Genomic DNA, 21,391 nt, shown 5'->3' on the forward strand with positions numbered 1-21,391 from the left:
ATAATACTGTTTCACATGAAACATGCCACTCACTTACGACTTCTGCTGTTCTAATGCTTGTTTAAGTGTCGGCTGCTGGAACTCATACCCTGCATCTAATAACGCTTGCGGTAATACTTTTTGCCCATCTATTAGTAGCGTCGACATCTCACCAAACATCAGCTTAAGTAAGAAATTCGGTAGGGTAAAGAATGTCGGACGGTGTAACCATGACCCCAGTGTTTTGGTGAAAGTATGATTGTTCACGGGATTGGGTGCGGTTAAGTTGTACACAACCGCTGTTGTGTCATTTGTAGTCTGTTGGGTGTTTTCATGCATGGCTTGAGTGCTCACATCATCAGCTAGATGCTTCTCAATGATAAATATCGCTGCCCCTACCCAGTCCTCACGGCTGACCCAACTCATGATTTGCTGACCATCACCCAATTGTCCACCGACGCCCATCTTAAACGGGGTTAATAGTTTACCGAGCATGCCGCCTTTAGGATGAATGACAACACCAGTACGCACGATAGCCACAGGCACGCCATAATCATTTGCTGTCAACGCCAGTTGCTCCCATTCATCACATAATCGATGAGCAAAATCAGTCTCAAAACCACTGCTTTCGGTAAGAGGTTTGTCACCTTGAGTCCCATACCAACCAATCGCTGAACCGCTGACCATTAGCTTGGGTTTAATACTGGTGCGCTTAATAAATGCCAATAAGGATTCGGTAGGCTTAATACGGCTGGCAAGCAATTGCTCTTTGCGCTCATCACTCCAACGCGAGTCAGCGATACCTGCCCCTGCTAGGTTTAAAACAACCTCAAAGCTTTTATCCGAGCTCGCCAGCTCATCATAAGTCATCATGTCGATATCATTCGGATGGGCTTGGCTGCTATCACGCGTCAGCCAAGTAATGTGCAGCGCTTTATTTTGGGCACGGTAACGCGCCATAATCTCATCGCTAAAGGCACTGCCTAAAAATCCTGAGCCACCACTGATTAAAATATTCATGTCCTATTCCTTATATTTTTTGCTTATCGTTTAGTAAAACTTAATTCGCTATAGTCATCGTCTTCTTTTTTAACTTTTATATCAAAACGACTTTTACATACTTTTGGTAAAGCAATGCAGCCAGCGATGGCTGCATTGATAGCGCCAAATAATCCTATACCAATCATAAATGCCAATAACACCCCAACCTCTATCCATGAGTTAATGCCTAAATATAGGATGATTGCGCCCATATAACCTGCTGACGTTATAAACCCAATCAAAAATGTCGTGCGTAGACTCTTATGATCACCGCGCCATATATTCTTATAAGCGACAAGAATACCCGTCAATAAAGCAGGAATAAAACCAAGCAGACCAACATATAGCAATGGCTGATAACCAATCTGCGCAAAATCCGCATTCCTAAAAATAAACAATAGAGCCAGCTCTGCAATCAATCCACCAACCACACTCCCAAGCCCTGCAAATAGAATAATAACTGGTGAACAAGGGTAAGCAGCTATATTATTATTCGTTTTCATTCTATTTATCCCATTAACATTCATCGTTAATTCAGTATAAATACGGCGTTACCAAAGCCAATGAAATTACTGTGGATAATTAGTGGATCGTGGTTTGTCTCCTGTAAACGTCTGTCTCTTCTGCTTTCACTTTCGGTAATGCTATCAGACTAACTAGCGTTGTACTTATCCTGCCATCCAAACTTATGGCGAACCATAGAATAGGGAAAAACATCAATATTACTGAACCCATAACGATATTCTTAGAAGCAATTTTTTAGCTATTTTTAAAAAGTTAGCTTAATTCTTCGGTATATTCGTCTAATGTAGGTAAGGCTGACATAGCTGCTAACATAGCACTTACGCCTCCTGTCAAACCAAACGCCAGCAAATGAAGGATATCTATCATAGAACTCAAAAAAATAGCGTAGAAAACTGTTGTTACAAGATAACCAACTAAAAAAGTCTGTATCCACCATCCTCTTTCAATATATCGCTTTTGACGGACATGCCAAGTGCTAATGACAGACATAATGGCCATTCCAAATAGACCGCCACCGATGATATATATTGGCAAAAATAAAATAGCTAACAAACCTATGCTGTTATCAGCAGTGAATAAAGTTGCAGCAAATGGAAATAAAATGAGTTGAAAAAATGTGCCAGAAAGTATAAAAATTCTATGTACTTTTTCCTCAGGATAAACATTCAAACGATCACTTGGCTGAGTCGGTAACATGTCCATACAACCCTCCTTTTATTTGGCTGTCTACTTTGTTGACTGTCTAACTTGATAGTCACGCTACGTAAAGTTTCTACGAATCGGACATTCATTTTCATCATGATGTTTGCGACTTCCCGCTTTTATTTTTTGCCACTGATTGTCTATTGCGCTGATAACTGCGGCTTTATTAGGTGTTACCTGCTGGTCAGTCAGATGCGGCGCGACTTTATCCAGACGCTCTGCAAGCTCAGGTAAATGATTGGAAGGCACCGCAGGAAATAGATGATGTTCCACGTGATAAAGCAAATTAAACGTCAGCAAATTAATCAGCGGGTTACGCTCAGTACGAGCGATCGTCTCATCACAATCATGGTGCACGCCCCACACCGCGATGATACCAACGCTAGCATTGGCCAACATCATGGTCAGTATGTGGTACATCAATACTTGCGCTAACATGGTCAGAGCAGGAACAGCGACAGTAAATACGGTCAGTACGAGGGCAACCAAGACGACTAAAGCAATCAAGCCAAATTCTAGCCAAGCCAAGCTTTGATTGCGACGGCTGCTTAAACGCAGTCCTTGCCGATAGATAGCGAGCCGATAAGTTATCCCGCCGAGCAGTGCTTGCCACCATGACACATTTGCCAGACTGCCTTCAATATCACTATCGCCCAGCGGATCACGATGATGTGCCATGTGAGTGGCTCGAATGCTGTGCAAGCTGGTCATTAATAGTACGCTAAGCAATAATAATATGGCAGTGGTCGTACGCTTACCTGTCCCCAAACTATGATGATAGCCATCGTGCGCTTGACGGAATGCAGCAGCAAAAAACAAATAAGAAGCGCCGCATGCCAGTACATACCATGATTGGCTGGCGAACCACCAAGACAGTAGTAAGAACGGATATGGCAAAATAACATTGTAAGCGATTTGACCGCGCGTTAACTGACGCAAGTCTTGCCACTCGATTGAAGCAATAGCCTTTTTAATGACTTGCTCTTTATTAGCGTGTGTTTGATTGACTGTCATTTTACACATCCATTTGTCGTTGCTATTGTCATTAAAGCTTGACTAAAAATTATTTTTATTACATTAATTTCTGTTTAAACAGAAATTATATCGCAAATTTTTTATTTTAAATCATACAGCTTACTATTAACGTAAAACCTTTTTAATACTCGCGCCCAATTTGAGGACTTTTTTAAGGATACTTGTGGGTAGCTTCAGCATCTCAGACGACCATGTGGTCAGCGTGTTGACGAACTCTTGGGTATCCTTTATCCGCGCTTTTACTTCGCTATTTTCATGCTCAAATTCAGGACTGTCCATAAGTTCTTGTAAGAACTGCACCGTTGGCTCAAGCTCACGTTTTTGACGCTCAACGACGATAATACGTGCCAACTCCCAAACGTCGGTATTAGTCGTAAAATGATCGCGACGATCGCCCAATATCGATACTTTCTGTACTAGCCCCCAGTTTTGTAGCTCTTTAATACTGTTTGAGACATTAGAGCGCGCAACGCCAAGCGTCTCGGTAATCTCTTCCGCATTGAGCGGCTTACCGATGATATAAAGCAATGCATGAATCTGTGACATAGTGCGATTGACACCCCACTGTGAGCCCATTTCACCCCAATGTAAGATAAATTTTTCGGTCACAGGATTTAGTTTCATAGTATTTATTCGCTTAATATTTCATATAGTTTGGCTAATTTCTTAGTTCATATTGCATCATTCTTTTATTTCTGTCAATAATGAAATCAGAGAGTAATATCTATTGCTTGATTGCCATGCTCTAACGGACGATTAAACCTGTGATTGCATCACGTATTTGACTGGGTAAGGTATAGCCTAACGTCTCCGCCTGTAAGTAGCGGATTTGCTCGTCAAAATACCCATAAGCATCCGTAAGAGTCATAGCAGGCGGTTGCCCTGATGGATTGCAGCTTGTAGAAACCAACAGTCCAAAGGGATTATGCGCGCTGACCAACTGCTGGCATAGCTGACGGATAATGGGGTGAGCGATAACTCTGACCGCAACTGTCCGATGCTGCCCGGTTATCCAAGGAGGAATAGTAGTAATCAGCGCCTGCGGAATGGGTAACAACCAAGTGTGCGCTTGTTTGCATTGTAGCTTTATATTGTCACTATCCGTCTGCCAGCTATTAATGATTTGTTGGCGCTGACTGTCTTCTAAAGTATCTAATAAGGGCGCTAAACGCTCAGCACTGTCAGTAACGACAATCATACCTTTAGCTTTTGGGCGCTGCTTGATATCCAAAATACGCTGCACGGCTGCCTTATCATAAGCATCACAACCTATCCCCCAAACGCTTTCGGTTGGATAAGCAAGTAACTGTCCTTCTTTTAGCCACTTGGCAGCTTGAACGACAGAATCAGTAGTAAAGGATGCGGATTTTTTCATGGCTTGAAGGCTTCGAAAAGGTAGGAGTTTAAGCATTAATAATAACATAGGAGAGAAGCTGACTAAGTGAGCGACATTTAAATATTTATAAAATTGGGCTGACCTTAGCACCCTTAGAAATATTAAAGCATAGCTATCGTTGTAAACACCCAAATAGCCTATACGCGTAAATAACGCCCACCTTGCACGCTGATGACGCCTAGTAACTCAAGCTCCATCAATTGTCCAATCAGCTGCGGTGGCGTAAGCTTGGTACTGACTAACAACGCATCTAAATCTTGTCCATGCCAATCAAGCTGCTCATAAACCAGCGTTAAATGCTCAGGGGCGACGATAGCGCTTTTAGGAGATTTGATATTAGACGGTATCGGTTGGCTCACCGCTGGCACAGAATCTGTCTCTGCAGCATTAGCAGACTGACTGTTAGTCGAGGGCTTATGGTTTGAGTTGGTCGTCTGTGCTGTTGGTCGATAGCCATTATTGCCATAAGCCAGCTGACCATTGACGTCCTCAATGACTTGCTGAGGATGATAAATCAACGTCGCGCCTTCACGTATCAGATGGTGGCAGCCCTCAGCATTGCTATTATCAATATGACTGGGAATCGCAAAGACTTGCTTGCCCTGCTCCGAGGTTAGGCGCGCAGTAATCAACGAACCACTTTGGATAGTCGCTTCGGTGACAATAGTGGCTAAGCTGAGACCTGCCACCAAGCGATTGCGCCGTGGAAACGTATGCTTGTGCGGCGGCGTATCCGGCAACAGCTCACTGATAATACAGCCACCTTGCTCGATAATTTGCGCAAATAATTTATCATGATGATTGGGATAATACACTTCAATACCAGTGCCCATCACCCCAATGGTTCGACCTTGATAATCAGCATCTGTCTGCGCCAGTGCTCCTAAATGGGCGCGCTTATCCACACCCATGGCCAGACCGCTAGTGATGATATACCCTGCCTGTGCTAAATATTGTGCCATATCAAAAGTAATTTTTTGCGCATGGGCGGTGGGTTTGCGACTGCCGACGATGGCAATTTGTGCTTGCTGCAAACGCGCGCGCTGGCCACGATAAAACAACAGCGGCGGCGGATCATATATTTGTAGGAGTTGGGCGGGATAATCAGGCTGGTCGGCAAATAGCAGACCGTAGCGCCCCTCGATGAGCGCTTGCTGAATTTTATCGATACTGGCTTGTGTTTGCGCTGGCTGTTCATGGCGGGCAAGATGCGTATGATGAATACCCAATTGCCGCCAAGCGTCTACTTTGGCTTGCCAAGCAAGCTCTGCTACCCCAAAAGAAGTCATAAGCTTATGATAAGCCGATAATGACGCATTCACCTCAGTCCACAGCGCCAATATTGCGCGCTGCTCGTCGGATAACATTGGAGAAACTGCCGTCATAATAGTCTGACTCGCATTTACGGATTCAACTGACTTAAGAAGTCTGGCTTATAGATAAGGGGGTGGTAGTAGCTGATCACCCACGTTGAGCGGTAGCTCAGAATCAAGCACATAGGCGTAGCTAATATTATCAAAAGTATTGAACACCATCACCATGCCGCTCTGCTCACTGGGCAAGCGTACAGAGGCATCATTATCTTTGGTATCGCGTACCAACGCCCCTTTTTGATAGACAGTCAATACATCACCGGGTTTGGCACCATCAGTGTGACCCAAATTAATCGCGACCACACTACCCTTCGCCGCAGAACTGATTGAGTCCATGACACGAACAATCATACCGCCACGGCTAACGGTTGCAGGCGTTGGGTAAAATACGGGCGGGATAGAGTTGTTCAGCTCAACAAAAACGCGATCACCTTCACGGACTTCTTTGCCGTAGCTGTCGGTAAGCTGCAAGCTTGTGACGCCATTACTTTCTGTAGACGTAACCAATCCAGTCGCTACTTGGGTGACTTCAAGTCCGATGACTTGCTGAGTTTTTGGCTCAACATACATCTCGCCTTCACGGTAGATGCCATAACGCTGTCCAACGATAAGTGAGACGCCTTTGGCATAAACTTTGTCACCGCTTGCCGTGATTAAGTTACCTTTTTTAGACGCTAATATATAAGGCGTGGTATTAAAATCTGCTGGATTAACAATGATCGTTTTATCCAGCCAATGCTGGATCGCAGACCATGGAATAGGCGGAATGCTATTGGCCGTCGACGTGACTGATACGGAGGTGGTGACTGATGTGCCGGTTAATTGTTTTTCAATACCAGCACAGCCTTCACCTGTATCCACACCAACTAAAGTCTTACCTTGTATCACGCACAGAATAAGAATATCGTTAGGATAAATAAGGTTAGGGTTTTTGATTTGCTTATTGGTTGCCCAAATCTCTTTCCAGCGCCATGGACTGTCTAAATAGCGTCCTGAAATGTCCCATAAGGTATCGCCTTTTTTGACAATATAACGATTGGGCGCATCTGCTTTGATGGTTGGTGGTGGATTGTTAGCGTGGGCAGTGGTCATCAGCATGGCACTACTAAATGTCGTGATCAACAGTGCTTTTGCTATCGTTTTTAAGCTCATCTTCATTGTTATATCCACAATATGTACCGCTGTTGTCGCCACAATTAATACCATTTAGACCCTTTATTTAATCTTAAGCCTTGAGCATTATTAAAATTAATGACAAGCATAAAAGGGCTTAACAGTACGGTTATCATAACGCCTATAGGGCAGCTGTTCAGTGTAATTGGCTGGTGGGATTGCTAAAAAAGCGTCTAGCAAAATGATGAGTCGCCGACGCTGTTTCTAATATTACAATTATATCTACCATAACACAATCATAAACACTTTATTACAATGGCGTAACTTTTATGTGGACGCTTGTTTAATGGTTAAACAAAGCTAATAACAAGTCCAGCATTAATTCAGGCTGGATTTGGCGTCACATGTTGACGAATTTGCTCAGCGACCAGCTCAGCGTTGTTATCCAGCACCACCACGTGCTGTGGTAAGCTCTCCAAGCCTTCGGTATGCGCTGGCCGAGCAATGTCTATTGGCCCAATCGCTTCAACGATTGTGTCAGCAAATTTGACGGGTAACGCTGTCTCCGCACAGACAATGATTTCACCCTCTAACTGTAGCTCTTTAGCAACCTTGATACCGTCAGCTGTATGCGGATCAACTAGCTCACCATGCTGCTCATAAAGCGCTTTAATGGTTTGCAGGCGGTCGCTATGGGTCGACTTGCCAGCAGCAAAACCGTAACGGCTGTTGACTGCTTCCATCAAATCAGACAAATCAAATCCTTGGCCGGATTTCACCCCCTCAAATAGCTCATGAACGCGAGCGCTGTCTTTGTCGAGTAGCAGATAAACAAAGCGCTCAAAGTTAGAAGCTTTAGAGATATCCATTGACGGACTAGAGGTGACGTAAGTTTTTTCCGTCGGACGCGGCTGGTAAGCACCTTGATTAAAGAAGTCGTTTAGTACGTCGTTTTCATTGGTCGCGACGATTAGACGGTCAACGGGCAGTCCCATTTCTCGGGCGATATGACCGGCACAGATATTACCAAAGTTACCAGATGGTACACTAAAGCTGATTTTTTCATCGTTGCTCGTAGTAACGGCAAAATAGGCTTTAAAGTAATAAACGATTTGCGCAAGGATACGACCCCAGTTGATAGAGTTAACGGTACCGAGGTTATAAGCCGCTTTAAATTCGGCATCTTGCTGCAATGCCTTGACGATATCTTGGCAATCATCAAACATGCCATCGATGGCAATATTATGGATGTTATCATCGGTCAGACTATACATTTGCGCACGCTGGAATTCGCTCATTTTGCCGTGCGGTGACAGCATAAAGACTTCGATATTGTCTTTACCACGTAGCGCATATTCTGCTGCGCTGCCCGTGTCACCACTGGTCGCACCAATGATGGTAATACGCGCGTCTTTTCTTTTGAGTACGTATTCAAAGGCATTGCCCAAGAACTGCATCGCCACATCTTTAAATGCCAATGTCGGACCGTTCGATAATCCTAAAATATATAAATTATCTTCAAGCTTACGCACAGGGACAATCTCATCAGAACCAAATACCTCAGCGGTATAAGTACGCTCAATGATATCTTGCAAATCAGCGGCAGGAATATCAGTGGCAAAGCGCTGCATAATCGCCATGGCAAGCTGTGGATAGCTGAGCGTGCGCCACTCATCAAGGGTCGTACTATCAATGTTTGGATAGTGCTCAGGCAGCATCAAACCACCATCTGGCGCAAGCCCCATCAATAGCACATCACTAAAATCCATCGGCGCTGTCTGACCACGGGTACTGATATATTTCATTAGATTGTCCTGTCTATAATGAGGTTATTCAATATTTAAAACGGTTTATTCAGCAGTTTTATGCCATTGTCTTATGAAGCAACGCATAATAGAAACCATCGCCACTCGCGCTATCAATCGGCAAGCATTGACGACCAATTGCTTGTTCGATACCCCAACTGCAATCGTCGGTAAACTCAATCGCTACTGCATCATTATGATGCGTGATAAAGTCCTGCATTTGCTCGACGTTTTCTTGCTTTAAGATAGAACAGGTCACATACAGCAGATAACCACCAGCTTTGAGTTGTGGCCATAGATTGTGCAAGATGTCTGCTTGCAACAGTGCCGTTTGCTCGATGTCTTCTTCGGTACGAAGGATACTGATATCAGGATGGCGACGAATCACACCAGTCGCGGTACAAGGGGAATCGAGTAATATTGCATCAAAGACGGGTTCATTGGTAGCCGCTTTTTTGTTTTTTCCATGCTGCCATCTGGTCGCATCCGCACAGACGATATTGAGTGCGACACTTTTCTCTGCTTGCTGCAAATCGTGCTGACTTAGATTTAAGCGCTGTAAATTCTCACGAATACGCTCAATACGTGGTGCTTCGTTATCGATAGCTGTTACTTTGATATCAGCAGTCGCAGACGACGTTTCAGCATTATCTCGTTTCACGTGAAACAATGATGACTCGTTCTTAGAACTTATAAGCTCTAACCAGTGAGCCAATTTACCACCAGGTGCCGCACAAGCATCTAGAATATGTATCTCATTATTCGTATTTTTCGTATTAGATTTTTCAGCACTAAGCTTAGCCATCAATGCTTGATTAATAATCGGTGCAGCAAGTTGCGCATGCATGTCTTGTACGCTAGCAACCCCTAAAGCAAACTCAGGCAAAGCGTTAACGGCAGTGCTTTGATGTAGCCGGAGACCTTTGGTTGATAGCGTTGTAGCAGCGGCAGACTCTGACGAGCTCGCTACCTTAAAACCAGTCGTTAGCTCAACGATGTCTGCATCAATTTCTGCCCCATCCAACGCATGCTGATAATCCTCTACCGAAGTAACCGCCGAGTTCACTCGTAAAAACATCGGTGCTGGCTGGCGCAAGCCTTGGGTCAGCTCATCATACTGCTCGCTCCAATCTTGCTTAAGCTGATAAGCGAGCCAATTCGGTAGGCTGTGTTTTTTATCGCACTTCTTACGGAATTTGCTTGGATTCTTGGCGACTTTGCGCAAAATAGCATTCACCAAACCAGTAGAATGAGCAAACTCAATTTCCTTTGCAGCCTCAACAGTTTCATGAATCGCCGCATGGTCAGCCACCTCTAAATACAGCAACTGTACTAAGCCTACTTGAATGGTGGTACGCACCTCAACCTCATCAATAGGGTTGTCTGCTAAAGTATCGAGCAAACGTGCCAACGCATGCCACTGGCGCAATGTCGTGAGCAGCAATGCATGAGCAAAGCCTTTGTCACCATCATGCAAACTATTCAATAATGGATCAAGGACGCTTGAGAGCGACTGACCGTTTTGAATAGCCAGTAAAGTGCGGATCACGCGTACGCGCACGCTGCCATTCATTATAAGGTTGCTTGACGGTTTGAGCTTGTTGTTTCTTGGCGCAGTGCTGGTTTGTCTCATTAAATTTGATTTCCTTGACGCCTAATCGATAGCGCCTTGTGCAAGTAGGTTAAATATAAGTAAAAATTAGTTTGATTCTTTAGTGAACTGGTCACCATCATTTAATTGGTTGCCATGGCAAATTTGCTCGGCGGTCATCGGCTTACCACCCGCAAACTGTAAGTCGGTGATGGCTAAAGTGGCGGCTGATGATTCAGCTTCACTCTCTTTACCACAAGCGACTAGAATCGCTTTGCGGCCAACGCTCACCACAGTACCAGCAGGCTCATTGGTTTGCTGCGATGCATTCACAGGCAAACTGGCCAATATTTTGACCCGCTGACCTACCAAAAAAGTATAAGCGCCCGGCCATGGCGTCAGGCCACGAATTTGGCGTTCAATCTCCGTGGCGGATTGCGTCCAGTCGATTTCGCCTTCGGTTTTGACCAGTTTTTCGGCGTAATTGGCTTTACTGTCATCTTGAGCTACGGCTTGCGCTTGATAAGGTACCAAGTCTTGTAGCACGGTACTAATAGCTGCCGCGCCCAGTTCAGCCATCTTATCATGCAGGCTCGTGGCGGTATCATCAGCATTAATAGGAGCGCTGACTTTGTAGATCATATCGCCAGTATCCAAACCTTTATCCATTTGCATAATGGTAATGCCGGTCTCAGAATCGCCCGCCAATAAAGCACGATGAATAGGCGCTGCACCGCGCCAGCGTGGCAACAATGAGGCATGAATATTTAGACAACCATAAGTAGGCGTGGTCAATACACCAATCGGCAATATCAGACCATAAGCCGCAACAATCATGATATCTGGCTGATAAGTGCGCAAAGTCTGACGCGCAGCCATGCCTTCGGTGCTAGATTTTTTAAAGGTAGCTGGTTGTTCAACCACAATATCATTGGCCAAAGCAACTTGCTTGACCGCAGACGCTGATAGCTTTTGCCCGCGACCTGCTTTGCGATCAGGCTGTGTATAGACCGCGACAATCTCTATATTAAGTGTGTCCTGCTGGTTGATAAGCGACTCAAGGCTGACAGCAGCAAACTCAGGCGTACCCGCGAATATCACTCTTAAGGGAGCGATACGCTGCTGCTCAGCAAGCGTAGATGTCTGTTGCGGCTGGGTAGAATTTGTAGACAAATCAGAGGTGGAAGCAATTGTGGTCATAGTGGTGCATTATGTATGATTAATTCGTCCATTATAGGTGAGTTTACGACGTTGTGCCATGATTGTAATAGTGACAATCCAGCGTTACTAATGACACTATTTATCTTTATAATAGTAAAAAGCTCAGCTACTTATTCATAAATAAGCCAGAGCACGCAAACCTGTCAGATTTATCATTATTTTACGATCTGCCATCATGCCGACTTATTGTCGACTTAGGGTCATGCTTTTATGCAACAGTTTCAGTCTTTACAGCGCTTACTGCTCTTTTATACGTTGACACTATTGACCATGTTGTCACTGTACTACTTTGCGTTGTTTGACGATATTAAGACAGACAATAAGCAGCGGAGTATAGATACCTTTGAAACATTGCAGCATGCCGTTACTGAACACGCGCAGCCCCTAAACTCTGAAATCCAAGAAATACTGAGCGAGCCGTCTTTTGCAGGCATTAGTTATCAGATCATTTTTATGATGCCATCAGGGCAGACTCATATCCATCGTTATGTCCGTCCTAATGAGCGTGCATTTCCCACCGTCACCTTTCCTAATGTCATTACCTCATTGCCCTCTGATAGCAACAACTACGGCGCCTATACGCTCAACCCTCGCAACTTAACAGGAACGATTGAACTTGAGAGTGGTCATAAGCTCTATATCATATTGCGCCATAAACCCCTTGAAATAGACTGGATCTCCTATCGCTACTGGCTACCGCTAATGACGGCGATCATGTTCTTTATTATGGCGTTACTTTATACATTAAATCGCCAGACTAACTGGCAACAACTGATAGTTTATACCGATAATTTAAGTGCCAAAGCAAAGGATGCTTATTTGCCACCGCCGTTTGTTGACAAAAAATCGACGTCTGAGTTTTTGCGTCTAGGTCACGCGCTCAGTCGTATCAGTTACCAACTTCATAGTAACCATCGACGTATACAAACCTTGCAACATCGTCTTGAGCGTTTGGTTGAGCAAGCGCCGTTGCCGATGGTCATGATTATGCGTCACGGGCAGATTAGCTTTTTTAATCAACGTTTTGAGCGAGTATTTGATACATCATTCCAAAGTGATACCACCTACCAATTAACAGATTTTGTCTCAGCTGACGATGAATCGGTTCAGCTCCTGCTCCAAAAACTCTCTAGCTTGCGCGTTACCCGCACTCTAAACGTTCGCGGTATAGAGAACCAGCAAGCCTATCAATTGCATATTACCCCATGGTTTGGCGAACATGGACAAGTACATGGCTTTACCGTGCTACTAAATAATGTCAATGAGCTTGTCAATCAGAACACTCAGTTGCAGCAAAAAAATCAACAGCTACAAGGCAAGATTGATGAACTTAGTGAGCTTAAACCCGCGATATATCACGAGCTGCATCAACCACTAGAGACGATAATCGACACCCTTGAAGCCGTCAATACTGATACTTTTTCTATCCAGCAGCATACTGTATTACAGACGTTAACGAGGTCGAGCGACGCGATGTTGACGAGTCTTAATGACATGCTGGGCATGGAAGAGATTGACGTCAAAAAAACGCACCTTAAGATTGAATCTGTTGATATCTATAAACTGGGACAACACATCAATGACTTAGTCATAGAGGATGCACGGCGCCAAGGGCTTGAGCTGCTTTATTTTTTTGATCCTGACTGTCCGCGCCATATTGACACTGATCGCAAACGCCTTTGCCAAGTCTTACTGAGCTTACTGGATAACGCCATCACCTCTACTCTTGCAGGCTCTGTTTCCCTAACGATCGAAGCCTTTGCTGACGCAGCTTTACCACTAAGCGTCAATGACAGTGTACTGGTTACCAATGACGACATGACAGCAAAAAACCCGCATAACTGGGTAAGGTTTAGCCTGCAACATACAGCTGTAGATAACACTTCGCGCAAACAAACACCGCCGCTTACTTACGTTAAGCAAACTGATGTTGCAGCTAATGACCAAATACAGCAACCGCTTGTGCAGGCAAATCTTGCACACACCAAAGCCAATACTTTTGCGCAATTATTGGGCGGCTTCCTTGAGTCAAATAGCTCGGATAATGACTGTAGCACCATCAATTTGTATTTGCCTTGTCGTCGTCCAAGTTATCAGCCGGTCTATCACCTTAATGAGCAATTGACCAAAGTCCATCTGATTGCAGTAGTCAATCAAACGCTTGGTGCTGAGCATTTGCAACGTTTATGTGACTACTTATCTATACCAGCTTCTATTTATACCACTATCAATAGTGCAACTATTAAGCAGTTAACAAAACAGCTCGCAAAAGATGGGCAAACACTGGCACCCGTTCTGCTGTTAGATTATGAATATTATGAGAGCAACGCAATCGTATTCCCTAAGCCAGCAGCAGGGGACGATAAAAACATCAATGATAGTAGACGCAAGAGCTTGAGCCGCTTATTGGCTAATATCTCGCTACCAACGACACTATTGAGCATGAAGCCTGAGCGCCGCATTCCTTCTATGCTATTAGATCAATGCGATGGTTTTTTGGCTAAGCCACTAGACAATGCTTTATTATTATCTGAGCTGCTGCGTTTGACACTACCAGTCAGGCAGACGTTGGTAACCGCACAAAGCACTGATACTGACAAATTTGATACCGATAATCTTAATAATGATAATCTTGATAATGATAATCTTGATAATGATAATCTTGATAATGATAATCTTGATAATGATAATCTTGATAATGAGAGTCGGGCGCTGGTCACCGAGGTAGATGGCGCTACCATAGATATTTCTGACCACAAAACTACCAACGAGACCGCGCCACCGCTTATTTTGGTGGTAGAAGACAGTCCGACCAATCAAAAAATAGCGTGTAAGATATTAACCAAGCTTGGCTATCGTACCGTGGTCGCAGAAGATGGGCAGCAGGCGTTGAGTCAACTGCAAGCGCAGCATGAAGAGATTGCTCTTATTTTGATGGACTGCCGGATGCCGGTGATGGATGGCTTACAAGCGACCCAAGCGATTCGTGCGCAAGGGGATGATATTCCTATTGTGGCGTTGACAGCGAATAATACTGCAGAGGATCGCGATGCTTGCTTTGAGGTAGGCATGGATGAATTTTTGACCAAGCCTATCGATAAAAATAAGCTGCAATCGGTATTACAGAGTCTTATTAAAGATTAGGGCGTGCCCTCATTTCATCGTTATCAAAATGAAGACATGCCCTAATAGGTATCTTTGACACTCGCGATTTAAATTGGCTTGCAATTTAAACCAGAAAGAAAGTATGTATTGATAAATGTCACTTACTATCTCATAAAGCCGTTATCTGCTAAAAATGTCTCAGTGATGTTACTTGGTGCATTTTGCGCTGTCGCACTTGCAGTTTGTGGCTTGGTTAGCAACCGCTCTAAATAGCGCGCGACAATATCCACTTCAACATTAACCTTATCGCCTACCAACCAATGCTGAGCAATATTGGTAACTTGTGCGGTATGCGGAATGATATTTAAAGAGACGATATTGTCGCGTACCAAATTCGTCGTGAGACTAATACCGTCAAGCGTAATCGAACCTTTGGTCGCTGTATAATGCGCCAACGCTTGCGGTATTTCAATCTCAATATAGATAGAGCGCGCGTCTTTTTGCAATTTACACACGACGCCGACACCATCGACGTGACCGGCGACAATATGACCACCAAAACGGGTGGTTGGCAACATCGCCTTCTCTAAATTGATGATATGACCTGGTTTTAGCTCTTCTAACGCTGTATGCGCAATTGTTTCACGTGAGACATCAACCGAGTAATGATTGCTGCCAAAATCCACAACCGTCAAACAAATACCATTAGAAGCAATAGAGTCACCCAGTTTCACATCACTGAAGTCTAAATCATCAGACTCTATCGTCAAGCGTATGTCACCGCCTGTAGGCTGCATGGATTTGACCTTTCCGACACTTTCTATAATTCCGGTAAACATATCAACCTCATCTCATTATTATATTGCCGCGATAGACAACGTATTAGTATGTATTAAGAAGGCGTTTGTCTGCCTCTATCTTTTGGTGAAACATGCGTTTATTTTAAGCACAGTATGGGATAAGTTGTGGATAAGTAATGAAAAATCAACCCATACACCGTTAAAAACCTAGGTTTTGATCAAGTTATCCACAGTAGAGCAAAGTCTAAGAATAGATCTGTAAATACTTAAAGACTAACAATAAGTAATTGATTTTAAAGTATTTAATATATATTCTATATAAATTAAGGTCTTTTTGGTTTCATGTGAAACAAAGTTATACACAGTTTCATGTGAAACATCACCTGAATTTACTAACTTATCCACACTTAGCACATATTTAGTACAGACTGTGGGCAAGCTGTTTATAAGTGTTCATTTCATAAAGGCAATAAGGTCAGTTTAAGATCAGCACCAACTTGTTCATAACTGTCGATATCAAAACGCAGCTGCTGCGCTAACGATAGCGGATTAAAGTTCACCATCGGGCGCGCCTGTGCGCCTAATAAACAAGGCGCTTGATAAACAACCAGCTCGTCGACCAACTGCTGGCTCAAAAAACTGCCTGCCACGCTGGCACCAGCTTCAACCAACACTTCATAACACTGATACTCGCTGACTAAATTCCTTAATAATGCAGTTAAGTTATCCTCATGCCAATAAATCGTATCCGCTCGACGGCATAACTGATAATCAGACTTTAAGCTGTGCGCTAAGCGCTGACGCCTATCGAGTACGACAACCTTGGGAGCAGGAACTTGCTCAAGCGCTATACCTAACTGGTTTGAGCGTACATTTAATTGAGGATTATCAACGATGACGGTTTCGCTACCCGTAATAATTGCGCCACTGCAGGCACGTAGCTTTTGTACATCCTCGCGAGCAGCGGCACCTGTAATCCACTTCGACTCCCCTGTCGCCATCGCCGTACGACCGTCAAGACTGGTGGCTATTTTAAGCCGTACATAAGGCATCTGGGTACGCATCGCCTTCAAAAATCCGCGATTTAAGGCTTCTGCTTGCTGCGTTAATACACCAATAGTGACGTTGATGCCCGCCTCTTCTAGTAAACGCACACCACGACCAGCGACTTGTGGATTGGAATCTAAACCTGCAATCACTACCCGCTTAACACCCGCAGCAATCAGCGCAAGCGCACAAGGCGGCGTACGACCTGTATGACTACACGGCTCCAGTGTCACATAAGCGGTTGCCCCGCTTGCTCGCGTACCCGCCTCTTTCAGCGCAAAAACCTCGGCATGAGGCTCCCCTGCTTTCGGATGAAAACCTTGACCAACGATATCTTCTGCCTGAACAATGACACAGCCTACCGCTGGATTGGGCCTAGTAGTATAGAGACCATGCTTACCCTGCTCGATAGCAAGCATCATAAAATAGCGGTCTTGGGCATCTTGTTCATGGTTTGAAAATTTATGATTTGAGATTTTATGGTTTGAAAGCGTCATAAAGAGGGTACACTTAATAAATAACAAAACAGAGGGTTAAAACTATTTAACGTTGTCGTCCGTTTTTTCGCTGGGACGAATGTTAGCAATTTCTTGGTGAAAGGCATCGATATCTTGAAAATCGCGGTACACACTGGCAAAGCGTACATAAGCGACGTCATCGAGCGTCTTAAGCTCGCTCATAATAATCTCACCTAAGACTTTGCTGCTAATTTCTCGCTCACCCATTTGCCGTACACGCTTTTCGATACGGCTAATCATTGCCTCTTGCTCATCAATGGTAATGGGACGCTTTTGTAGCGGCAAGAGTATAGAGCGGCGCAGCTTTTCGTTATCGTAAGGCTCAATCTTACCGCTTGATTTGATAATTCTTGGCATCACCACCTCTACCATCTCAAACGTGGTAAAGCGCTCTTGGCAACTATTACAGGAACGGCGGCGACGCACTTGCGCCCCTTCTGCTGCAAGCCGTGAATCAATCACTTTGGTCTCTGACGCATTACAATATGGGCAATGCATACTATTTTCCTTATCTTAATACATTAAAGGCGGCAACATTAAAGCCATATTGAAGCGCTAATTAGGATGAGTGTATGAAACTTTTTAACCATTATTTTCCAATAGAAAAAGACTTAACTAATCTACTTACCAATACAAAAACTGCCAAAAATTTTACCCAGTAAATCATCAGCGCTGAACTCACCAGTAATCTCGCCCAAACTATGCTGCGCTTGACGTAAGCTTTCAGCCACCAATTCACCGGCCTGAAAGACGGTTAACTGCTCGTGCGCTTCTGTCAAATAATTTGCCGTGCGCCTGAGTGCATCCAAGTGCCTTGTACGGGCAATAAGACTGTTTTCGGGCGGATGAAAACCCACCTTAGCACACAATGCTTCGACCAATGTATCGATACCAACGCCTGTTTCACATGAAACATTGACTTGTTCATAACCACGATTCTTTATTTCGATCTGTGAAGCAGAAAGTGTTTTTTTATCGCTATTATCATTTAATAAGTCGCTTTTATTGGCAATGATTAATAGCCGCTTAGCCTCTGGGAGCTTGCCAAATAACTGCTCAGCCAACTGTAATGGCGTACTCTCTTCTTCAAGGTCACGAGTAACGTCATAGACCATCATCAGCATATCAGCTTGCGTAATCGCGGTACGCGCGCGCTCAATACCAATACGTTCCACCGTGTCTTCAGTATCGCGTAGACCAGCCGTATCGGTTAAATGTAGCGTTAGGCCGTTGAGTACCACAGTCTCTTGTAGCGTATCGCGTGTGGTGCCAGCGACGTCAGTCACAATAGCGCGCTCTTGCCCTGCCAAACGATTTAGCAAGCTTGATTTGCCTGCATTCGGTCTGCCTGCCAATACCACATGGATACCATCGCGTAATAGCTGACCTTGTTTTGCGGTCGCCAAGACTTGCTGTATTTTTTGCTGCGTTTGCTCAAGATTGGCTTGTATAACACCATCGGATAAAAAATCAACATCTTCCTCGTCGGGGAAATCAATCGCCGCTTCAACATGTAAACGCAGATGAATAAGCTGCTCAAGCAATTCATTGATTTTTTGTGAAAATTCACCGCTCAAGGAGCGTATGGCACTACTAGCGGCAGCAGCACTGGTCGCATCAATCGCATCAGCGATAGCCTCTGCCTGTACCAAATCCAGCTTATCGTTATCAAAAGCGCGGTAAGAAAACTCGCCAGCACTGGCTTGTTTGGCACCCAATTCGAACACGCGCGCGAGTAACTGATTTTGCAAAATCATGCCGCCATGCCCTTGTAGCTCAATCACATCTTCACCAGTAAAGGAATGTGGGCCCTTAAAATACAATACCAAGCCTTCGTCAATGGTCGTGCCATCAGCCTGATAAAAACGGCAGAAGCTGGCCATACGCGGGGTAAACGCCGACTTACCCGTGAGCTGACAAGCGATAGCATAGGCACGTGCGCCTGACAGACGAATAACCCCAACACCCCCGCGCCCAAGCGGTGTAGCAATGGCGGCAATGGTAGCCAATCCAGATGAATCAGTTGGGGCTAACGCCGCTTTGACAGAATCCACACTTATTCTCATTAACTAAAAACTCCATTATAGACGGCTCGGCGCAGGCTGACAAAACAAACTTTAAATAGCGGTATTTTGCGCTTTTTAACACGTATCAACATAAGCAAACATTAGGTTTGACGTATAAAAAAACCACCGCTTGTGCGATGGTTTTATTCATTATAAAGCAGACTGCTTGTTGCTTAATCAAGCACCTTGACGGTACGACGCTTTTGCTCTTCGTCGACTTTTTTATTCACAATATATTGCTGAGTCATACTAAACAAGTTGTTCACCGTCCAGTATAGAACCAGACCTGCTGGGAAGAACAGCATGAAAGCGGTAAAAATAATCGGTAAAAACTTCATTACCTTGGCTTGCATCGGATCAGCGGGCTGCGGGTTTAGCTGCTGCTGTATAAACATCGACGCACCCATGAGCAATGGTAATATAAACCATGGATCCATCGCTGATAAATCCTGAATCCATAAGATCCACGGTGCATGACGCAACTCAACACTTTCAACCAGTACCCAATATAACGCTAAGAAAATCGGCATTTGCATTAAGATAGGCAAACAACCCGCCATCGGATTGACTTTCTCTTCTTTATAAATCGCCATCATCTCTTGCGACATTTTCATACGATCATCGCCGTGCTCTTCTTTGAGCACTTTGAGTCTTGGTGCAATGGCACGCATCTTCGCCATTGAGTAGTAGCTCTTGTTTGAGAACCACATCAGCGCAATTTTAACCAAGACAGTCAGTAGAATAATTGACCAACCCCAGTTACCAATGACTTTATGAATGCCTTCCAAGATAGCAAACAAGATTTTTGATATTGGCCATAGCAAGCCATAATCGACAGTTTTGTTCAAACCAACTGCCACATCTTTGAGCTCAGACTGTACCTTTGGCCCAGCATATAGCGTTGCATTTAACGTCACTTGCTTGTTTGGTGCAACATTGACTGGCTGACTGTTGAAGCCGATAAAGTACTCATCAGCCGTTTCACGACTGAAGAACTTACCCGTGAAGTTTTCAGGCGTCCATGCAGAGACAAAATAATGCTGCACGATGCCAACCCAACCTTTATCACTGGTCGTAGTCAACTCACCATCACTAAAGTTACCAAATTTCAGCTTATTGTAAGGATCATCAGGGGTGCCCCAAGCGCCGCCCAAATACGTCGCCATGCTTAGCGCGCCTTTGTCAGACATGCCAGGATCTTTACTATCATCACGTTTTAACTGAGCAAACATCTGCCCTTGCCAAGCAGCGGCAGAGGCATTTTGAATTTGATAACTGATATCAATCGGATATTTGTCTTGCGTAAAGGTAAAGGTCTTAGTAATCGTCACGCCGTCTTTTTTATAAGTAAGCGGTACAGATAACGTTTGCTGCCCTTTTTCCATGACGTAATTATTAGCAGTATGACTGTAATTGGCACGACCTTCTGCGGTGTCAATACCATCTTGACCAATCAGGCCAGACTGAGCCACATAGACGCGATTACTATTATTTTCTAACAGTACAAAAGGCGTCTCGCTATCGAGCGTCGCGTTATACTGCTTAAGCGCAGCATAAACGATATCACCGCCTTCTGGATTGATTTTTATATCATAGCGATCAGTGGTGACTGTGATCAGCCCAGCATCTTTCGCAGGGGTAGCCGTCACAATGCCGTTATCGGCTGTCACGTTATCCACCGTCTGTACCGGAATATCACCTGCTGCGCCAGTCGTAGAGGGAATATCAGCACCCACTGACGTTGCAGCTTCTGATGCCGTGTCTACAGCTGGTGCATCGGCATAATCATCTCGCCATGCCAAAATCAGCAGATAAGCGGTGATTAGCATCGCAATGATGATCATCACCCGAAATATCTTTTGCATAAACCTTTCCTAGATTAAAAAATTAGGGAATGAAAAATTAGGGCATGTGTCATGACCACAGATCGCCGTTATCTATTAGCGCTGTGACAACGTACTAGCAGTCATTTACATAAAATGTGCATCATTTTACTAAAAATCCACCCTAAATGATACCAACAGTGTGGATAACTTGTGGGTAACTCAATAGATATCCACAAGTTATCCAGTTA

At 44.4% G+C, this 21,391-nt stretch carries 17 protein-coding genes; 1 reads left to right on the forward strand and 16 read right to left on the reverse strand.

The window, feature by feature from the left end:
- Positions 1-33 precede the first annotated feature (33 nt).
- The 11 genes from W293_RS0108205 to fmt form a co-directional block, all read right to left on the reverse strand.
- A complete protein-coding gene (locus tag W293_RS0108205) occupies positions 34-999 on the reverse strand; it encodes a TIGR01777 family oxidoreductase (protein WP_025651974.1) in 966 nt (321 codons plus the stop codon).
- A 23-nt stretch (positions 1,000-1,022) separates the two neighbouring features.
- Positions 1,023-1,523, reverse strand: a complete 501-nt coding sequence (locus W293_RS0108210) for a hypothetical protein (RefSeq protein WP_025651975.1) — start codon at positions 1,521-1,523, stop codon at positions 1,023-1,025.
- 274 nt (positions 1,524-1,797) lie between these two features.
- Positions 1,798-2,247, reverse strand: coding sequence for a hypothetical protein (locus W293_RS0108215; protein WP_025651976.1), 450 nt, complete (start codon positions 2,245-2,247; stop codon positions 1,798-1,800).
- A gap of 57 nt (positions 2,248-2,304) precedes the next feature.
- Positions 2,305-3,261 carry a fatty acid desaturase family protein gene (locus W293_RS0108220; RefSeq protein ID WP_025651977.1) on the reverse strand — a complete coding sequence of 319 codons (957 nt, stop codon included), beginning with the start codon at positions 3,259-3,261 and terminating at the stop codon, positions 2,305-2,307.
- Positions 3,262-3,387: 126 nt separating this feature from the next.
- Positions 3,388-3,906 carry a GbsR/MarR family transcriptional regulator gene (locus W293_RS0108225; protein ID WP_025651978.1) on the reverse strand — a complete coding sequence of 173 codons (519 nt, stop codon included), beginning with the start codon at positions 3,904-3,906 and terminating at the stop codon, positions 3,388-3,390.
- Between the two features lie 121 nt (positions 3,907-4,027).
- The gene (locus W293_RS0108230) at positions 4,028-4,657 is read right to left on the reverse strand and encodes an L-threonylcarbamoyladenylate synthase (RefSeq protein ID WP_025651979.1); all 630 of its coding nucleotides are present in this window, start codon (positions 4,655-4,657) and stop codon (positions 4,028-4,030) included.
- Between the two features lie 158 nt (positions 4,658-4,815).
- Positions 4,816-6,063 carry a DNA-processing protein DprA gene (gene dprA / locus W293_RS0108235; protein ID WP_025651980.1) on the reverse strand — a complete coding sequence of 416 codons (1,248 nt, stop codon included), beginning with the start codon at positions 6,061-6,063 and terminating at the stop codon, positions 4,816-4,818.
- A gap of 48 nt (positions 6,064-6,111) precedes the next feature.
- Positions 6,112-7,209, reverse strand: coding sequence for a LysM peptidoglycan-binding domain-containing protein (locus W293_RS0108240; RefSeq protein WP_350588207.1), 1,098 nt, complete (start codon positions 7,207-7,209; stop codon positions 6,112-6,114).
- Between the two features lie 338 nt (positions 7,210-7,547).
- Complete coding sequence (gene thrC / locus W293_RS0108245; protein WP_025651982.1) at positions 7,548-8,969, reverse strand: threonine synthase; 1,422 nt, start codon at positions 8,967-8,969, stop codon at positions 7,548-7,550.
- Positions 8,970-9,027: 58 nt separating this feature from the next.
- Positions 9,028-10,602 carry a transcription antitermination factor NusB gene (locus tag W293_RS0108250; RefSeq protein WP_025651983.1) on the reverse strand — a complete coding sequence of 525 codons (1,575 nt, stop codon included), beginning with the start codon at positions 10,600-10,602 and terminating at the stop codon, positions 9,028-9,030.
- A 66-nt stretch (positions 10,603-10,668) separates the two neighbouring features.
- On the reverse strand, positions 10,669-11,760 hold the full coding sequence (gene fmt, locus W293_RS0108255; RefSeq protein WP_025651984.1) for a methionyl-tRNA formyltransferase: 1,092 nt from the start codon (positions 11,758-11,760) through the stop codon (positions 10,669-10,671).
- A gap of 231 nt (positions 11,761-11,991) precedes the next feature.
- On the opposite strand from fmt, the gene W293_RS0108260 reads away from it, so the two are divergent.
- The gene (locus tag W293_RS0108260; RefSeq protein ID WP_025651985.1) at positions 11,992-14,925 is read left to right on the forward strand and encodes a response regulator; all 2,934 of its coding nucleotides are present in this window, start codon (positions 11,992-11,994) and stop codon (positions 14,923-14,925) included.
- A 125-nt stretch (positions 14,926-15,050) separates the two neighbouring features.
- Here W293_RS0108260 and W293_RS0108265 read toward each other — a convergent pair whose 3' ends face one another.
- From W293_RS0108265 to yidC, 5 genes are all read right to left on the reverse strand, one after another.
- Positions 15,051-15,725 (reverse strand): riboflavin synthase, encoded by a 675-nt coding sequence (locus W293_RS0108265; RefSeq protein ID WP_025651986.1) that lies wholly within the window; start codon positions 15,723-15,725, stop codon positions 15,051-15,053.
- Positions 15,726-16,144: 419 nt separating this feature from the next.
- Positions 16,145-17,230, reverse strand: coding sequence for a bifunctional diaminohydroxyphosphoribosylaminopyrimidine deaminase/5-amino-6-(5-phosphoribosylamino)uracil reductase RibD (gene ribD / locus W293_RS0108270; protein WP_051395161.1), 1,086 nt, complete (start codon positions 17,228-17,230; stop codon positions 16,145-16,147).
- A gap of 42 nt (positions 17,231-17,272) precedes the next feature.
- A complete protein-coding gene (nrdR, locus tag W293_RS0108275) occupies positions 17,273-17,749 on the reverse strand; it encodes a transcriptional regulator NrdR (RefSeq protein ID WP_025651988.1) in 477 nt (158 codons plus the stop codon).
- A gap of 122 nt (positions 17,750-17,871) precedes the next feature.
- Entirely contained in the window at positions 17,872-19,317 is a 1,446-nt protein-coding gene (mnmE, locus tag W293_RS0108280; protein ID WP_051395160.1) for a tRNA uridine-5-carboxymethylaminomethyl(34) synthesis GTPase MnmE, read from the reverse strand.
- A gap of 173 nt (positions 19,318-19,490) precedes the next feature.
- Entirely contained in the window at positions 19,491-21,182 is a 1,692-nt protein-coding gene (gene yidC, locus W293_RS0108285) for a membrane protein insertase YidC (RefSeq protein ID WP_025651990.1), read from the reverse strand.
- Positions 21,183-21,391 lie beyond the last annotated feature (209 nt).

Origin of the sequence: Psychrobacter sp. TB67 (genome assembly GCF_000511065.1) — a bacterium.
GTDB lineage: Bacteria > Pseudomonadota > Gammaproteobacteria > Pseudomonadales > Moraxellaceae > Psychrobacter > Psychrobacter okhotskensis.

What these genes read in the sequence shown, in the direction of transcription:
- W293_RS0108205 (WP_025651974.1), bottom strand. Translation starts at nt 999, where the DNA reads ATGAATATTTTAATCAGTGGTGGCTCAGGATTTTTAGGCAGTGCCTTT.
- W293_RS0108210 (WP_025651975.1), bottom strand. Translation starts at nt 1,523, where the DNA reads ATGAAAACGAATAATAATATAGCTGCTTACCCTTGTTCACCAGTTATT.
- W293_RS0108215 (WP_025651976.1), bottom strand. Translation starts at nt 2,247, where the DNA reads ATGGACATGTTACCGACTCAGCCAAGTGATCGTTTGAATGTTTATCCT.
- W293_RS0108220 (WP_025651977.1), bottom strand. Translation starts at nt 3,261, where the DNA reads ATGACAGTCAATCAAACACACGCTAATAAAGAGCAAGTCATTAAAAAG.
- W293_RS0108225 (WP_025651978.1), bottom strand. Translation starts at nt 3,906, where the DNA reads ATGAAACTAAATCCTGTGACCGAAAAATTTATCTTACATTGGGGTGAA.
- W293_RS0108230 (WP_025651979.1), bottom strand. Translation starts at nt 4,657, where the DNA reads ATGAAAAAATCCGCATCCTTTACTACTGATTCTGTCGTTCAAGCTGCC.
- dprA (WP_025651980.1), bottom strand. Translation starts at nt 6,063, where the DNA reads ATGACGGCAGTTTCTCCAATGTTATCCGACGAGCAGCGCGCAATATTG.
- W293_RS0108240 (WP_350588207.1), bottom strand. Translation starts at nt 7,209, where the DNA reads ATGAAGATGAGCTTAAAAACGATAGCAAAAGCACTGTTGATCACGACA.
- thrC (WP_025651982.1), bottom strand. Translation starts at nt 8,969, where the DNA reads ATGAAATATATCAGTACCCGTGGTCAGACAGCGCCGATGGATTTTAGT.
- W293_RS0108250 (WP_025651983.1), bottom strand. Translation starts at nt 10,602, where the DNA reads ATGAGACAAACCAGCACTGCGCCAAGAAACAACAAGCTCAAACCGTCA.
- fmt (WP_025651984.1), bottom strand. Translation starts at nt 11,760, where the DNA reads ATGACCACAATTGCTTCCACCTCTGATTTGTCTACAAATTCTACCCAG.
- W293_RS0108260 (WP_025651985.1), top strand. Translation starts at nt 11,992, where the DNA reads ATGCAACAGTTTCAGTCTTTACAGCGCTTACTGCTCTTTTATACGTTG.
- W293_RS0108265 (WP_025651986.1), bottom strand. Translation starts at nt 15,725, where the DNA reads ATGTTTACCGGAATTATAGAAAGTGTCGGAAAGGTCAAATCCATGCAG.
- ribD (WP_051395161.1), bottom strand. Translation starts at nt 17,230, where the DNA reads ATGACGCTTTCAAACCATAAAATCTCAAATCATAAATTTTCAAACCAT.
- nrdR (WP_025651988.1), bottom strand. Translation starts at nt 17,749, where the DNA reads ATGCATTGCCCATATTGTAATGCGTCAGAGACCAAAGTGATTGATTCA.
- mnmE (WP_051395160.1), bottom strand. Translation starts at nt 19,317, where the DNA reads ATGAGAATAAGTGTGGATTCTGTCAAAGCGGCGTTAGCCCCAACTGAT.
- yidC (WP_025651990.1), bottom strand. Translation starts at nt 21,182, where the DNA reads ATGCAAAAGATATTTCGGGTGATGATCATCATTGCGATGCTAATCACC.